The sequence below is a fragment of the Variovorax humicola genome (assembly GCF_037889915.1).
Taxonomy (GTDB): domain Bacteria; phylum Pseudomonadota; class Gammaproteobacteria; order Burkholderiales; family Burkholderiaceae_C; genus Variovorax; species Variovorax humicola.
The window spans coordinates 38350-54511 of sequence record NZ_JBBKZV010000016.1 but is presented as its reverse complement, the minus strand read 5'-3'; the positions used below and the strand labels follow the sequence as shown (position 1 = coordinate 54511).

Annotated in this window: 14 protein-coding genes; 2 read left to right on the top strand and 12 right to left on the bottom strand. The window is 68.3% G+C overall.

The annotated features are described in order from the left end of the window. Positions 1-22 precede the first annotated feature (22 nt). From WKW80_RS22375 to WKW80_RS22320, 12 genes are all read right to left on the bottom strand, one after another. Positions 23-1501: an aldehyde dehydrogenase gene (locus tag WKW80_RS22375; protein WP_340365775.1), complete on the bottom strand. Its 1479-nt coding sequence runs from the start codon at positions 1499-1501 to the stop codon at positions 23-25. A gap of 37 nt (positions 1502-1538) precedes the next feature. Beyond that, positions 1539-2339 carry an aspartate dehydrogenase gene (locus WKW80_RS22370; protein WP_340365774.1) on the bottom strand — a complete coding sequence of 267 codons (801 nt, stop codon included), beginning with the start codon at positions 2337-2339 and terminating at the stop codon, positions 1539-1541. Between the two features lie 10 nt (positions 2340-2349). Then, entirely contained in the window at positions 2350-4059 is a 1710-nt protein-coding gene (locus tag WKW80_RS22365; protein ID WP_340365773.1) for a thiamine pyrophosphate-binding protein, read from the bottom strand. Next, positions 4052-4891 (bottom strand): SDR family oxidoreductase, encoded by an 840-nt coding sequence (locus WKW80_RS22360; RefSeq protein WP_340365772.1) that lies wholly within the window; start codon positions 4889-4891, stop codon positions 4052-4054. Before WKW80_RS22360 ends, WKW80_RS22365 begins: the two co-directional genes overlap by 8 nt. 22 nt (positions 4892-4913) lie before the next feature. Next, a complete protein-coding gene (locus WKW80_RS22355; protein ID WP_340365771.1) occupies positions 4914-5750 on the bottom strand; it encodes an IclR family transcriptional regulator in 837 nt (278 codons plus the stop codon). Between the two features lie 19 nt (positions 5751-5769). Next, positions 5770-6639, bottom strand: a complete 870-nt coding sequence (locus WKW80_RS22350) for an alpha/beta fold hydrolase (RefSeq protein ID WP_340365842.1) — start codon at positions 6637-6639, stop codon at positions 5770-5772. Between the two features lie 11 nt (positions 6640-6650). Beyond that, entirely contained in the window at positions 6651-7193 is a 543-nt protein-coding gene (locus tag WKW80_RS22345) for a cupin domain-containing protein (protein WP_340365770.1), read from the bottom strand. Between the two features lie 24 nt (positions 7194-7217). Next, positions 7218-8033, bottom strand: a complete 816-nt coding sequence (locus tag WKW80_RS22340; RefSeq protein ID WP_340365769.1) for an SDR family oxidoreductase — start codon at positions 8031-8033, stop codon at positions 7218-7220. 39 nt (positions 8034-8072) lie between these two features. Further along, positions 8073-9053 carry a Bug family tripartite tricarboxylate transporter substrate binding protein gene (locus WKW80_RS22335; RefSeq protein ID WP_340365841.1) on the bottom strand — a complete coding sequence of 327 codons (981 nt, stop codon included), beginning with the start codon at positions 9051-9053 and terminating at the stop codon, positions 8073-8075. Between the two features lie 587 nt (positions 9054-9640). Further along, a complete protein-coding gene (locus WKW80_RS22330; RefSeq protein ID WP_340365768.1) occupies positions 9641-10618 on the bottom strand; it encodes a Bug family tripartite tricarboxylate transporter substrate binding protein in 978 nt (325 codons plus the stop codon). Between the two features lie 24 nt (positions 10619-10642). Then, positions 10643-12781: a 3-hydroxyacyl-CoA dehydrogenase NAD-binding domain-containing protein gene (locus tag WKW80_RS22325; protein ID WP_340365767.1), complete on the bottom strand. Its 2139-nt coding sequence runs from the start codon at positions 12779-12781 to the stop codon at positions 10643-10645. Between the two features lie 33 nt (positions 12782-12814). Further along, complete coding sequence (locus WKW80_RS22320; protein ID WP_340365766.1) at positions 12815-14026, bottom strand: acetyl-CoA C-acetyltransferase; 1212 nt, start codon at positions 14024-14026, stop codon at positions 12815-12817. An 87-nt stretch (positions 14027-14113) separates the two neighbouring features. Between WKW80_RS22320 and WKW80_RS22315 the strand changes: the two genes are divergently transcribed. Both WKW80_RS22315 and WKW80_RS22310 read left to right on the top strand, forming a co-directional pair. Beyond that, the gene (locus tag WKW80_RS22315; protein ID WP_340365765.1) at positions 14114-14932 is read left to right on the top strand and encodes an IclR family transcriptional regulator; all 819 of its coding nucleotides are present in this window, start codon (positions 14114-14116) and stop codon (positions 14930-14932) included. A 46-nt stretch (positions 14933-14978) separates the two neighbouring features. Continuing rightward, positions 14979-16145 carry an acyl-CoA dehydrogenase family protein gene (locus tag WKW80_RS22310; protein WP_340365764.1) on the top strand — a complete coding sequence of 389 codons (1167 nt, stop codon included), beginning with the start codon at positions 14979-14981 and terminating at the stop codon, positions 16143-16145. The last annotated feature ends 17 nt before the right edge of the window (positions 16146-16162 follow it).

The window sequence follows — 16162 nt, the reverse complement described above, 5'->3', positions numbered from 1 at the left end:
CCGCAGGCGCTTCGGGGGTGTTTCATATGCCTGCCCAGGGCAGCGGCTGTTCGTTGGTGCCCCAGTACATGCTCTTCTGCTCCATGTACTGGAAGATCCCTTCGCGGCCCTTCTCGCGGCCCAGGCCGCTGTCGCGCCAGCCGCCGAACGGCGTGGACACCGAGAACTGCTTGTAGGTGTTGACCCAGACCGTGCCGGCCTGCACCGCGCGGCCCAGCTTCCAGGCGCGCTTGAAGTCGCGGCTCCAGACACCGGCAGCCAGTGCGTAGACGCTGTCGTTGGCCTGCGCGATCAATTCCTCCTCGTTGTCGAAGGGCATCGCGACCAGCACCGGCCCGAAGATCTCTTCCTGGCTGATGCGCGCGTTGTTGGTCAGGCCTTCGAGGATGGTCGGCGTGTAGAAATAGCCCTTGTCGCGGCCGTTGCCGTGCGGGCGCACGCCGCCGGTGCGGATGCGCCCGCCCTCGGACACGCCCAGCTCCACATAGCGCTCGATGCCCTCGCGGTGCTTGGCCGTGATCAGCGGGCCCATCTGCGTCTGCTCCGAGGCCGGGTCGCCCACGCGCAGTGCGTTCGCGCCCTCGGCCAGCCGCGTGAGGAATTCGTCGTAGATCGAGCGCGCAACGAACAGGCGCGAGCCCGCGATGCACGATTCGCCCGACGAGCTGAAGATGCCGTAGAGCACGCCGCTCACCGCATGGTCGAGGTCCGCGTCCTCCAGCACCATGGTCGGCGACTTGCCGCCGAGCTCCAGCGACACCGGCATCATCTTGTCGGCCGCGATGTGCGCGATGTGCTTGCCGGTGGTGGTGCCGCCGGTGAAGGACACGCGCTTCACGAGCGGATGCTTGGTGATCGCGTCGCCGATGACCGAGCCCTTGCCCGGCAGCACGCTGACGATGCCCTTGGGCACGCCGGCCTCTTCGCAGATGCGGGCGAGTTCGAGCGCCATCAGCGGCGTGACCTCGGCCGGCTTCACGACGACGGCGTTGCCCGCGGCCAGCGCGGGGGCGAGCTTCTGCGCCTCGCTCGCAATCGGCGAGTTCCACGGCGTGATCGCCGCGACCACGCCCATCGGCTCGTGCACGCTCATCGTGACGAAGGGGCCACGCGAGGGCGTGATGGTTTCTTCCAGCGTCTCCAGCGCGGCCGCGAAGAACTGGAAGGTGCCCGCGGCGCTGGCCACCAGGGCGCGCGTCTCGTTGATCGGCTTGCCGTTGTCCAGGCGCTGCTTCTGCGCCAGCGTTTCGCCCTGCTCGCGGATCAGGTGCGCCACGCGGTGCAGCACCGCGGCGCGCTCGTGCGGGAGCTTCTGCGCCCAGCCGCTGGTCATGAAGGCGTGGTGTGCGCGCTCGATGGCCTCGTCGACGTCGGCGACGCTCACCGCGTTCAGGCGTGCGATCGGCTCGCCGGTGGCCGGATACAGGCTCTCGTAGGCATCGCCGCCACCCAGGCGCCATTGGCCTGCGATGTTGACGGGAAGGAGTTCGGAAGAAAACATCGTGAGGTCCCGGTTCTTTGGTTCAGGTCGCAATGGTTCAGATCGCCATGGGCGCAACGCGGTTGCGCATGGCGCGCACCGCGCTGTAGACGGTGAGTGCGGAGGTCTTGGGGTTGGCCGCCAGCGCCTTGTTGCGCATGGTCAGCTCGAAGCTGCCGAAGGCGCCTTCAGCCTCCACGACGTGCACGTTCTCGGTCACGCCGGGGTCGGCGATCAGGCGCACGCGGGTGCGGTCCAGGCCGAGCCCGGCCAGCGACACGGTGGCAGCGACGTTGGCATTCTTCGGGTAGAGCGATGCGGCCTCGCGGGCGCTGCCTTCGAAGATCACCGTTTCCAGCGCCAGCGTGGCAAGGTCGCGGCCCTGCTCGGCCGGCGTGCCGGTCCAGGCCTGCGGCGGCTTGCGGCCGGTGTAGCGCACGGCATCGAGCCCGCCGGCGCGCGCAGCGGCCAGTGCGTCGATGGCGCCGATCGCGCCGGCGATCAGCTGCACCTGGGTCTGGCCCGCCTGTGCGGCCTGTTCGAGCTGCTCGGCCAGGCCGGCGGCCGACAGCGCGCCCACCGATGCCACGATGCACGGCAGGCCGCGCTTGAGCGCCGGCAGCACGTGCGCCTCGATGGCCGCATGGCCGGCGGCTTCCACCACCAGGTCGATGCCGGCAGCGGGCACGCTGGTCACGACCTCGGCGCCGGGCGCCAGGGTCGCGACGGCCGCGCGCGCCGCCGCCACGCCGAAGTCCGGCACGACGATGGCCACGACCGCCAGGGTCGCATCGCCCTGGATCAGTTCGAGCATCGAGGTGCCGATGGCACCGCAGCCGATGAGTGCAACGCGCATCATGGCCGTGCGCTCACTTGCCGGCGACGGCAGCCGTGCCGAGCGCGGGGATCTGCGTGATGGTGTTGGTCGGCGGGCCGGCGAAGGTGGTCTTGAAGCCGCCGATGGACAGCATGTCGATCTCCAGCAGGAACGGACCCGGCGTGGCCACGGCGGTTGCCAGCCGGCCCTTCAGCTCGTCCAGGTTCTTCACGCGCGCATGCGGCAGCGCCAGCGACCTGCACAGCAGCTCGTAGTCGGGCGTGTGCAGCTCGGCATAGCAGCGCCGGCCGCCGTACTGCACGTCCTGGATGTTCTTGATGACGCCGTAGCTCTTGTCGTTCATCAGCACGATCACCATGTTGGCCTGCTCCTGCACCATGCAGGCGAGTTCGCCCAGGTTCAGGATGAAGCCGCCGTCGCCGGCCAGGCAGAAGGTCTTGCGCCCGGAGCCGGTCTCGGTCGCGCCGATGGCCGCGCCGATCGCCATGGGCATGCCCTGGCCGATGCCTCCGCCCGTGGCGTGCACGCCGGCGCTGGGTTCGAACACGCGCAGTTCGCGGTTGCCCCAGGTGCTGTTGGAGACGGTCACGTCGCGCACCCAGTTGAAGTTGCGCCCGGCGATGGCCTGGATCTGCTTGACGAGCTCGGCGTACGGGCCCAGGCCGTCGCGCAGCGTGGCGACGGACTGGTCGTGCGCGGCGCGCAGGTCCTTCAGCAGCGCGGGGTCGGCCTTGTAGCCGGCAGCCTCGAGGCGGTCGGCCAGGCCGTCCAGGGCCAGCGCGGAGTCGCCGCAGACGAAGGCTTCGGTGGCGTAGCCACGGCCTTCGGCAGCGCCGTCGGCGTCGATGCGGTACAGCGGGCGCGGCAGCTTGAGTTCGTACTTGAGCGTCTCGTTGCCGCGCAGGCGCGAGCCCACCACGACCATCGCGTCGCAGGTCTGGTAGAGCGCCTCGACCGGCTTCTGGATGTTGTAGGCGCCGAGCGAGCCGGCATCGTCTTCAGGCACCGTGCCGCGGCCTTGCGTCGTGGTGACGACGCCGAAGCCCAGCTTCTGCAGGCGCCGGATGGCGGCACCTGCATGGCGTGCACCGCCGCCGACCCACAGCATCGGGCGCCTGGCCTTGGCCAGGTCCGCGGCCAATGCGTCCAGGCCTGCCTGCGAGGGCACGGCCGCTTCGACGGGCAGCGGCGACAGGTCGGCCGGCATCGTCGTGAGCGCGGACTGGATGTCGATCGGGATCTCCACGCTGACCGGGCCGGTCGGGGCCGTGAGCGCCACCTGCACCGCGCGCTTGAGGGTGCCCAGCACGTTGTCGATGCTGCGCACCCGGAAGGCCGCCTTGGACACCGCCTTGAGCATGGTGAGCTGGTCGGGCGCCTCGTGGATGTACGACATGCCCTTGTCCAGGTACGGCGTCTCGATCTGGCCGGTGATGTGCAGCAGCGGTGCGCCGGCGGTCAGCGCCTCGACCATGCTGCCGGCGATGTTGCCCGCGGCCGGGCCGGTGCTGGTGATGCACACGCCCAGGCTGGCGGTGGAGCGCGCATAGGCGTCGGCCATGTTGCCCGCGCCGGCTTCGCCGCGTGCCGAGATGAAGCGGATCGCGCCGCGCTGCGCGAACGCGTCCAGGATCGGCATGTTGTGGATCGAGATCACGCCGAACGCAGCCTTGACGCCGCACTGTTCGAGGAAGGCCGCGACGACTGCGCCGACGGTGACGGGGTTGTTTGAATTACGCATGGCGGGAATGGCCTCCAGAGATGTCGAGATGGCTGCCCGTCGTGTAGGAAGACTGCGGCGTTGCCAGGAAAAGAATCGCACGTGCGGCTTCGGATGGAAGCCCCAGGCGACCCAGCGGAATGTGTTTGTCGTGCGCGAGCTGGCCGCTCCACGCGGCCCAGTCGAGCGCCTTGTCCTCGCGCGCCTCGAAGCGGCGGCGCCATTGGCCCGACTCGATCAGGCCGATCAGGATGCCGTTGACGCGCACGCCCTGCGGGGCGAACTCGGTGGCCAGGGAGCGCACCAGGTTGAGCAGGCCGGCGCGTGCCGCCGAGGTCGCCACCATGTGCGGCTCGGGCTGGCGCGCCAGCAGCGAGTTGGCGCACACGATGGCCGCATCGCCGAGCGCCTGGCGCTGCGCCGTCAGCTGCGCCAGGAAGGCGCGCGTCGGGTTGATTACCGAGAAGAACTTCAGGTGCAGCTCTTCGGTCCAGGCCCGGTCGTCGGTGTCGGCGAAGGTGGAGACGCGGCCCTGCCCGGCGTTGTTGACGAGCATCGACGCGGGGCCGAGCGCGGCTTCGGACTGCGCCGCGAAGCTGCGCACCGCGTCGCCGTCGAGCACGTCGCAGGTCTGCGCGAAGAGCCTGGCCTGCGGGCGCGTGGCACGCAGGCCGGCCACGGCGCGGTCCAGCCGCTCCGCGTTGCGCCCGCACAGCGCCACGGCAGCGCCGCAGTCCAGCAGCAGCTCGACGGTCGACAGGCCGATGCCCGAGGAGCCGCCGGTGACCACGGCCACGCGGCCGGCCAGGGCGTCGGGCGCGAAGAAGCTTGAAGTGATGAGCGATGAGGTCATGGTCGGGTCAGTCCGGTCGCGCTCAGGCGCGGTCGCCGCCGCGCAGCGGAACCACTTTGCTGGCGGCCGCGGGCGAGTAGTTCATCAAGCCGGAGATGTCGTCGGCGGTGCTGCGGATGCGCAGGACCATTTCGGCGATGCGGCTCTCCTCGATGGAGCCCGAGGTGATCGTGGCGCCCAGCGCAGCCACGATGTGGCCACTGTGGTCGCGCACCGGTGCGGCCACGGTCGAGATGTTGGCTTCGAAAAAGCCTTCCCCCAGCACGTAGCCGCGCTGGCGGTCGCCCTGCACCATGTCGAAGAGTTCGTTGACCGTCTTCGGCGTGCGCGGCGAGAAGCTTTCGAGCTTGTCCTCCGGATAGAGCGCACGCAGTTGCGGCAGCGTCAGGTCTTCCAGCAGGACGCGGCCGAGCACCGTGGCGTGTGCCGGCAGGCGCGTGCCCACGGTGACCGAACTCGTGAAGGGCGATGGCGGCGCCACCTTCGCGACGTAGACGATGTGCCGGCCGTCGCGCACCACCAGGTTGCAAGGCGTGTGGAGTTCATCCGACAGGCGCTGCAGCAAAGGCATGCCCAGTTGCGTGAGTTCGAGCGAGGCCAGGTATTCGAAGCCCAGGCGCAGCACGGCCAGGCCGAGGCGATAGTCGCGCCCGCCATCGGTCTTCTCGACGAAGCCCATGTTCTCCAGTGTGGTGAGCAGTCGGAACACGGTCGAGCGCGGCAGGTCGAAGCGGCGCGAAAGTTCGGGCGCGGAGAGCGTGCGGTTCTCGCGGCTGAACTCGCACAGCACGCGCAGTCCGCGTTCGAGCGCGGGCACGTTGTAGCGGTCCGCGCCTTCGTCCATCACTTCGTTGGTCATGTCGTTTCCTAGGTGTTGATCAGGTGGCGAGCACGTCGCGCAGCAGCGCGGCGACGGCTTGCGGTCGCTCGACGTAGCTGGCATGCCCCGCGTCGGCGATCAGTTCGAGCGCAACGCCGCACCCGTCGGCGACCTCGCGGCACGATTCCGGTGTCGTCACGACGTCGCGCTCTCCCACGGCCACGCGCACCGGCATCGCCGGCGGCAGTTCGGCCAGCAGGTCGCCGCCGCACAGCAGTTCGACGGCCTGTCGGTAGCCCGACTCGTTCAGGCGCGCCATGTTCCAGCGCACCCACTGGCGGGCCTGCGTGCCGGCACCCTCGGACAGGAGCCGGGCCGCGCTCTGCGCGGCCATGCCGGCGATCCCGATCTGGTCCAGCGTCGCGAGACGTTGCGTGCGAACACGCTGGCTCGCTTCGGCACGCGACGGCGCACCGTAGCCGCCGGCCGGACTGATCAGCACGAGTTGCCGGATGCGCGCTGCAAGCGACGAACCCGGGCGCGCTGCGCAAGCCGCGGTGAGCGCACCGAGCGAATGTCCGACGAGCACGAACGACGCCAGGCCGAGTGCATCGACCAGGCCATGCAGGCGATCCGCAAAGTCGGCCGCCGTGGGCACCGCCGCGTCGACCGGCGTCGATTCGCCATAGCCCGGCGCGTCCCATGCGATGACGCGTGCGTCCGCTTCCAGCAGCAGCGCGGTGTCGAGCCACGAAGCGGCGCCCGAGCCGATGCCGTGCAGGCAAACGATGGCCGGGCCGTTGCCGCACTCGCGCACCGACACCGCGCCACCCCGCACCGCCACGCTGCGCGCCGGGAAGCGCGCATCGAGGCGTTCGAGCTCCGAGGGCGGGAGCGCGGGCGTCTGGATCACGGCGGCGTCGTTCATCATTGCCTCTCTCAGCGCTTGATCTTGGCCAGCGGGTGGTCGGCCGGATAGGTCGGAGTGACCGGCACCTTGGCGCCCAGCATCACGCACATCAGCGCGTCTTCGTCGCCGATGTTGATCTCCTCGCGGTACACGCCCGGCGGCACCGAGACCAGGTCGCGGTCGCTCAGCACGGTCTCGAAGCGATCGCCTTCAGGCGTGGTCAGCACCACCTTCAGCTTGCCGCGCAGCACGAAGAACACTTCTTCCACGTCGGTGTGCAGGTGCGGCGGACCTTCGTGGCCGGCGGGAATCACCATCGTGGAGAAGGTGAAGTTCTCCGCGGGAACCGTGTTCATGTCGCTGGCCACGCCCGTGCCGCCGGTGCCGATGTAGCGCATCTGCGCGCGGCGGAACTTGGGGTCGTAGTCGGCCTGGAACTTCAGGGCGTTCCAGTCGTACTTGCGCGTCGAGAAGCGCGCGACGCGGCTGGTCATCCACTGCTCGAAGCTCGAGCCGTCGGGGCGCGCCCAGCTCGGTTGGTCGATGCCTTTTTGTTCGGATAGATCGCTCATCGGGAAACTCCTTGGTCGAAAAAATCAATGCATCACAAACCCGCCGTTGACGGCGAGCAACTGGCCCGTCACGAAGCGCGACAGGCCGGAAAGGGAAAACAGCACCGCGCCGCAGACGTCCACCGCCTGTTGTTCGCGGGGAATTGCGCGGCCTTCCAGGTACTTCTGGTGGCGCGCCATGGGCACGTATTCGGTCGCTTCGACCAGCGTGAGGCCGGGCGCCACGCCGTTGACCGTGATGCCGTCGCCGCCCCATTCGCGCGCCAGCGAGCGCGTCATCGAGATCACCGCGCCCTTGCTGGACGCGTAGGCCAGCAGGTTGGGCGCGCCCCACAGCGCCGTGTCGGAGGCGAGGTTGACGATGGCGCCGCGGCCCGACTGGGCCAGCGCCGGCTGGCAGGCGCGGCTCATGAGCCAGCTGCCGCGCACGTTGACGTCCATCACGAGGTCCCACACCGCGATGTCCAGCGCATGCGCGTCGCGCCCGCCGGAGTTGGTGATCGCGGCGTTGTTGACCAGCCCGTCCAGGCCGCCGAGCAGTTGCGTCGCGGTGGCCGCGCAGGCTTCGATCGACGCCGGGTCGCACAGGTCGAGCGCCACGCCGTGGGCCGTGAAGCCCGCTTCGCGCAGCGCCTGAGCTTCGGCCTGCGCCAGGTCGGCCAGGATGTCGGCCAGCACCACGCTGGCGCCGGCCTTGGCGATGCACTTGGCAAACGCCAGGCCCAGGCCACGGGCAGCACCCGTCACCAGCACGCGGCGTCCGGCGAGGAGGTTGGTGGGCAACTCGTTCAGCAGCGTTTGCAGGCTGTCGAGATCGGGAACTGCTTTGATGTCGGTCATGGTGTCCTGGCGTTGGCTCGGATGCGGGTCGGGTGCCGGTCAGTCGGCCTGGATGCCGAGGTCCTTGATGACCTTGCCGAAGCGCTCGTAGTCGGCGGCATTGGTCTTCGCGAGCGTCTCCGGCGCGCCGCCGAGCGGGATAGCGCCCAGCGTGGCCATGCGCGACACCACGTCGGGCATCTTCAGGATTTCGTTGAAGTGCGCGTTCAGCGTCTTGACCACATCGGCCGGCATGCCCTTGGGCCCGAACACACCGTGCCACGCGCCCACTTCCAGGCCCTTGTAGCCAAGCTCTTCGAAGGTCGGCACGTTGGGTGCCAGCGGCGAACGCTTGCTGTCAGCCACGGCCAGCGGCACCATCTTCGCGCCGGGGATGTAAGGCGCCACAGGGCCGAGCGTGATGTAGGTGAGGGGCACGTGGCCGCCCAGCACATCGTTCACGGCCGGTGCCACGCCGCGATACGGCACGTGATGCAGGTCGATGCCAACGGTCTTGTTGACGAGTTCGCCGAGGATGTGCATTGGCGAGCCGCTGCCTGGGCTGGCGTAGGACAGCGATTGGGTCTTTGCCGCAGCCGCCGCGTCCTTGAATGTCTTCATGCCGGCGCCGGAACCCGCGACCAGGAACAGCGGGAGCGTTCCCGTTTCGATGATCGGCGTGAAGCCGTTCAACACGTCGTAGCCGGCCGAACTGCTGGTCTTCAAGACCAGTTGCGCGATCGAGAAGGTGCTGGGCGCCAGCAACAGCGTGTAGCCGTCGGCGGGCGCCTTGGCCACGTAGCTGCTGCCGATGACGCCGCTGGCGCCGGGCCGGTTGTCGACCACGACGGGCTGGCCGAGGCGGGTGGACAGCTTTTCGCCGAACAGGCGGGCCAGCGCATCGGTGTCACCACCTGCCGGGTAGGCCACCACCAGCGTGATGGGCTTGGACGGGTAGCTTTGGGCCAAGGCCGGCGCGGCGGCACAAGCAGCGGCGGCGGACATTGCGAGTGCGAGAACCTGGCGACGTGATTGCTTCATCATGGTTGCGACCTGTGCGAAAAAGGGTGCGAACTGAAAGCCGGTCTGCGGAAATCCGGGGAGGGAGCGTCGGACTGGAATTCCTGGACCCGCTGGTTTCACTAATGAAACATTGTTTTATTTGTGAAACGACAGAGCGAAGTTTAGGGTTTGCCGGCCAGCCGCGCATAGGGATAAACCCTTTGTTCAATTTGCATGACAAATGGAAACGCGAGCCGCGTCGCAGGCAGATCGGCCGCCCTCGGCCCATGCACTGAGGGTCGGGGCGTCATCGAGGCGCCTCAAGCGGCTCGGTCGATCACTACAAGTCGTCTAGCTGAGATTCACCGGTGCGCCGGTGTCTTCCTTCACGTCCAGTCCGCGAACGGATTTCGCGGATGGACATGGTGTCGAAGTCCTCGGCCGGCCGCGGGGGCCGCGAGGTGAACTGGGAAACGTGGTTGCCGGACTTGCGGCGCGGAAGGAATTCCGCGTCCGACTATTGAACCAGGGGTTGCCGGCAAGGACCGCCTGGATGGCTTGAAGCGCAGCGTGCTCATCCTGGGGCCGGAGGAATACCAGCCCGCAAGACAAGCACGCCGCGCGCCTTATTGCGCCTTGATCTTGGCCTTCTCGACCAGCACGCCGAAGCGCACGTATTCACTGCGCATCATCCTCATGGTCGCCTCGCCATCGGTGTAGTTGGCCTGCACGCCCAGGGACGCGTACTGGCGCTTGACTTCCGGGTCGTTCATCAGCTTCTGCAGCGCAGTCGCCAGCGTCTTCTGCACCGGCGCCGGCGTGGCCGCGGGCGCGAACATGCCGACCCAGGCAATCACCTCGGCCGTCGGATAGCCCGCTTCGGTGATGGACGGCACCTGCGGCAGGTCGCTCAAGCGCGTGCCGGACGTCGCCGCCAGCGCGCGCAACTGACCCGCCTTGACGCGCTGCACCGAGCCCACGGCCGTGTCGAATCCGAAAGTCACCTCGCTCGCCAGGACGGCCTGCACGCACTGCGCGCCGCTCTTGTAGGGCACTTCGATGATGTCCACGCCGGCCATGACCTTGATCGCCTCGCCCGACAGTTGGGCGGTGCTGCCGACCCCGAACGAGGCATAGCTCAGCTTGCCGGGATCCTTGCGCGCTGCGTCCACGATTTCCGCCAGGTTCTTGTAGGGCGAATCGGGCTTGACCACGATCAGGTTCGGAAACGCGGCCAGCGTGCCGATGGCCGCGAAGCTGTGCAGCGGGTCGTAGTTCATCTTCGGCATGATCTGCGGGCTGATGGTGAAGGCCGCGTTCGAGCCGAGGAACAGCGTGTAGCCGTCGGCATCGGCGCGCGCCACCGCGTCCGCGCCGATCATCGTGCCGCCGCCGGGACGGTTCTCCACCACCACCGGTTGGCCCAGCGCGGTGCCGAGCTTGGGCGCAAGCGTGCGCGCCATCACGTCGATGGTGCCGCCGGCCGCGTAGGGCACGATGATCTTGATCGGCCGGCTCGGATAGTCGGCCGCCACGGCCGGCGCGCCAAGCAGGGCCGCCGCCATCACCAACAGCGCGGTCAGCAGGTTCTTGATACGGATCATTTGCTGGATTCCTTGAATGAATGACTAGAACGCGGCGCAGGCGCGGGCCTTGTCCTTGAGCAGTTGCGGCGGCGCGAAGCGCTCGCCATAGTGCTCGGCGAGGTACTCGGCACGATGGACAGCCTTGTCGAGGCCGTATTGGTTGAGGAACTGGAACACGCCGCCGGTCCAGCGCGGAAAGCCGATGCCGAGCACCGAGCCGATGTTCCCGTCGCCGGCGCTGTCGAGCACGCCTTCCTGCAGGATACGCACCGATTCGATCGCCATGCAGAACAGCAGCCGGTCCTGCTTGTCCTGCTGCGGGAACTGTCCGCCGGAAACAAAGTGCTGAGCCAGGCCGGGCCAGAACTGCTTGCCGCTTTCCGGATAGTCGTAGAAGCCGCCGCCCGCGGCGCGGCCCTTGCGGCCGAACTCGCCGAGCATGCGCTCCATCACCGCGTCGGCCGGGTGGGCCGGCATCGGCCGGCCCTCCGCCGCGCTGGCCTTGAGCGTTTCCAGCCGGTTGTTGTACGACAGCGCGAGGCTCACCTCATCGAGCACGGCCAGCGGTCCCACAGGGAATCCCGCGAACATGGCCGCCGCCTCGATGCTGGCCGGGTCCTGGCCCTCGCCCACCATGGCCACGCCCTCGCGCGTGAAGGTGCTGAACACCCGGCTGGTGAAGAAGCCGCGGCTGTCGTTGACGACGATGGGCGTTTTGCCCAGCTGCATCACGAAGTCAAGCGCATGCGCCAGCGTTTCCTTCGAGGTCTGCGCGCCCTTGATCACTTCCACCAGCTGCATGCGGTGCACCGGCGAGAAGAAGTGCAGGCCGATGAAGCGATCGGGCCGCGTCGATGCCTTCGCGAGCCCGGTGATGGGCAAGGTCGAGGTGTTGGAGGCCCAGACGGCGTCGCCGCGCAGGAGCGGCTCGGCGCTGCCCGTGATGTCGGCCTTGAGCGCCGGGTTCTCCGGCACGGCTTCCACCACGAGGTCGACGTGGGCCAGGTCTTCGTAGCGGTCGGTGGCATGGATGCGGGCGGTCGTCTGCTGGCGCCTGGCCGCGTCGAGCTCGCCCTTTTCCTCGCGCTTGGCCAGCAGCTTGTCGGCCGCGGCGATGGCGCCTTCGGCCTGCGCCTGGGTTGCATCCTTCACCCACACGTCGATGCCGCGCGTGGCCGCGACGTAGGCGATGCCCTTGCCCATCATGCCGGCGCCCAGCACGGCCAGTGTCTTGACCGGCTTCTTCTCCACGCCTTCAGGCCGCTGCGCACCGGACTTGATCTCGTTGGCACGGAACCAGAAGGTGCCGATGATGTTCTTCGACACCGAGCCCGTGACGAGCTGCACGAAGTAGCGCGTCTCGATGCGGCTGGCCGTGTCGAAGTCGACCTGCATGCCCTCCAGGCTCGCGCAGACGACAGCTTCCGGCGCGGGATAGCAGCCGCGCGTCTTGGCGCGCACCTGGGCGGCCGCGGTGGAGATCCAGCGCTTGGCCTCTGGCGCGTCGGTCCAGCCACCGGGCGGCTTGTAGCCGGGCGTGTCCCATGGCTGGGCCGCCGTCGGGTTGGCCAGGATCCAGGCACGGGCCTGTGCAACCAGGTCTTCGGGTGTCGATGCCACCGCGTGGATCAGCTTGGCCTTGAGCGCCTCGGCGGGCGACATCAGCTTGCTGTCCTGCAGGTACGGCTGGCTCGCGGCCAGGCCGAGCAGCCGGTTCAGGCGCACCACGCCGCCCGCGCCGGGCATGAGGCCCAGCGTGACTTCGGGCAGGCCGAACTGGGCCTTGGGCTTGTCCAGCGCGATGCGATGGTGGCAGGCGAGCGCGATCTCGAAGCCGCCGCCGAGCGCCGTGCCGGTGAGCGCGGCGACCACGGGCTTGCCGAGCTTCTCCAGGCGGCGCAGGCTGTTCTTGCCGCGCTCGGTGGCTTCGAACAAACGGGCCGCGTCCGCCGGCTGCATGTCGTACAGGCGCTTGAGGTCGCCGCCCGCGAAGAAGGTGTCCTTGGCGGAGCTAAGGATCACGCCGGTGACGTCGTCCTTGGCCGCTTCGAGTTCGCTCACGCGCTGCGCGAGGCACTCGCGCATCGTGTCGGTCATGGTGTTGACGCTCTGCCCGGGCGCGTCGAAGGTCAGCGTGACGATGCCGTCGTCAGCGCGGTGGTATTGGATGGGGGCTTGCATGCGGAGGTTTTCCATGGGGTGCGATGCTTTCGTTCAGAGGCGTTCGATGACCGTGGCCACGCCCATGCCGCCGGCCACGCACAGCGTCGCCACGCCATAGCGCAGTTGCCGGCGTTCCAGTTCGTCGAGCAGGGTGCCGAGGATGATTGCGCCGGTCGCGCCGATGGGATGGCCCATGGCGATCGAGCCGCCGTTGACGTTGATCTTGTCCATCGGCACACCCAGCGTCCTGGCAAAGTGCAGCGGCACGGCGGCAAAGGCTTCGTTGACCTCGAACAGGTCGACCTGGTCCACGCTCAGGCCGGCCTTGGCCAGCGCCTTCTGCGTGGCCGGCACCGGGCCGGTGAGCATCAGCGTGGCTTCCACCGTCGCCAGCCCCGTGCCGAGGATGCGCGCGCGCGGCGTGAGGCCGAGTTCCTTGCCGATCTTCTCGTTGCCGACCAGCGTGAGCGCGGCGCCGTCGACGATGCCCGACGAGCTGCCCGCCGTATGCACGGCCGCGATGCGGTCAAGTTCCGGGTAGCGCTGGCGTGCGACGACGGCGTTGGCCACGCCCGAGGCGCCACCGAAAGCCGCCTTGAGCGAGCCCAGCGATTCCAACGTCGTTTCCTCGCGGATGTACTCGTCATGGTCGAGCACGGTCAGCCCGTTGGCATCGCGCACCGGCACCAGCGAGCGCTTGAAATGGCCGTCGCGGCGCGCCTGCGCGGCCAGTTTCTGCGAGCGCAGCGCGAAGGCATCGAGCGTGTCGCGGTCGAAGCCGTTCAGCGCGGCAACCATGTCGGCACTGAAGCCCTGCGGGACATAAGCGATCTTCAGGCTGGTGGCCGGGTCGTAGATCCAGGCGCCGCCGCTGGCGCCGAGGCCCAGGCGCGACATCGATTCGACGCCGCCGGCCGCGATCAGGTCATGCCAGCCCGACCGCACCTTCTCCGCGGCCAGGTTCACCGCCTCCAGCCCCGCGCCGCAAAAGCGCTGCAGCGCCATGCCTGGCACCTGCGTCCAGCCGCCGGCGGCGCACAGCGCCGCGATGCGCGGCATGCAGGAGCCCTGGTCGCCCACGGCGGAGCTGATGCCCATGATCAGGTCGTCGACCCGGCTCGGGTCCAGCGCATTGCGCTCCCGCAACGCCTCCAGCAAAGTCACCGCGAGATCGATCGGCTTGGTCTCATACAGCGCGCCACCACCTGGCTTGCCTTTGCCGCGCGGCGTCCGCACGGCGTCAAAAATCAGGGCTTCGGACAATGTTTTCTCCTAAAAACGAAACCAGTGTCTCGTATTAATTTACAGAAGTCAATTTTTCTGCTCATAATCGACAAACTGGATATAAAAATGGATCAAGAGTCTCGTTCTCAAGAAGATCAAGTCGACGTGGACAAGTCGGGCGGCAGTGCGCTCGCCCGCGGCATCCTCATCCTCCAGGCGTTCAAGGTCGATACGCCGGCGCTCACCGCACGCGAGCTCATGGCAGTCACCGGCCTGCCCAAGCCCACGCTGTTCCGGCTGATCACCACGCTCACCGAAGCCGGGCTGCTGCGTTACGAGGAATTGACCGGACGCTTCATGCCCGCACCCGGCCTCGGCCGCCTGGCCGCACCGCTGCTGGCCCGCGTCTCCATTCGCCAGCTCGCCTTCGGCCCGATGCAGGCGCTGGCCGACCGGGTTTGCGCGCAGGTCTCGCTGGGCCTGGGGCTGGGCCTCGACCTGGTGTTCATCGAACTCGCGCAGTCGAAGGATTGCGTGACGGTCCGTCCGGCCATGGGCAGCCACATCTCGATGTCGCGCACCGCCTCCGGCCGCGCCTACCTTTCCGCCCTGCCGCCCGAGCAGGCGCAGCGCTACATCGACAGCGTGCGCGAGGCCGATGCCGAGCAAGGCGACTGGCTGGCCGATCGTCTGCAGCAAACGCGGCGCGACCTGGCCGAGCGTGGCTTCTGCATGAGCCATGGCGACCTGGACCGCCAGACCGAAGCCGTGGCCGTGCCGCTGCGCGCGGCGGGCAGCCCCGACGAGATCTATGTGTTTGCCTGCGCCGCGTCCAGCTTCGAGCTGAAGCCGGGCCAACTGGTGGACGACGTGGGCCCGCGCCTGGCCGCGCTGGCACGCAGCATCGAGGCGGCGCTGGGCGCACCCTCGCCCCATTCGACCTGAGCCGGCCTCCCTCCTCTTTACTTGTTCCCACTCCCTGCTGTCACCCATGAATTTCGACCTTTCCCCCGATCAACAAGCCGTGTGCGACGGCGTCGCGCGCATCTGCAGCCAGTTCGACGACGCGTACTGGCTCGAGAAGGACAAGGAAGGCGGCTTTCCGTTCGAACTGCACCGGGCGCTGGCCGACGCCGGCTGGCTCGGCATCTGCATTCCGGAGGCCTATGGCGGCTCGGGCCTGGGCATCACCGAGGCCGCGCTCATGATGCAGACCATCAGCGCCTCCGGCGCCGGCATGTCGGGCGCGTCGGCCGTGCACATGAACATCTTCGGCCTGCAGCCGGTGGTGATCTTCGGCAGCGACGAGCAGAAGAAGCGCATGTTGCCGCCGCTGGTGGCCGGCCAGGAAAAGGCCTGTTTCGCCGTCACCGAGCCCGACGCCGGCCTCAACACCACGCGGCTGAAGACGCAGGCCCTGCGGGAAGGCGACCACTATGTGCTCAGTGGCTCCAAGGTCTTCATTTCCACCGCCCAGGTGGCCGAGAAGATGCTGATCCTGGCGCGCACCACGCCGCTGGACAAGGTGAAGAAGCCCACCGAGGGCCTGAGCCTGTTCTATACCGACATCGACCGCCGCTTCGTCGAGGCCCGCGTGATCGACAAGATGGGCCGCAAGGCGGTGGACACCAACCAGCTCTTCATCGACGGCCTGAAGGTGCCCGTGGAAGACCGCATCGGCGAGGAAGGCCAGGGCTTCCACTACATCCTGCACGGCATGAACCCGGAGCGGATCCTGATCGCCTCCGAGGCCATCGGCCTGGGCAAGGTGGCGCTCCAGCGGGCCGCGCAATACGCCGGCGAGCGCGTGGTGTTCGACCGCCCCATCGGCAAGAACCAGGCCATCCAGCACCCGCTGGCCGAGTGCTGGATGAACCTTGAAGCCGCCAACCTGATGATGCTCAAGGCGGCCGACCGCTTCGACCGCGGCCTGCCCTGCGGCGCCGAGGCCAACAGCGCCAAGTACCTCGGCGCCGAGGCCGGCTACCAGGCTTGCCTGCAGGCGGTGATGACGCACGGTGGCTACGGCTATGCCAAGGAATACCACGTCGAGCGCTACCTGCGCGAGAGCCTGATCCCGCGCATCGCGCCGATCAGCCCGCAGCTCATCCTGTGCTTCATCGCCGAGAAGGTGCTGGGCCTGCCCAAGTCCTACTGAAGCCCGCTGGAGACAAC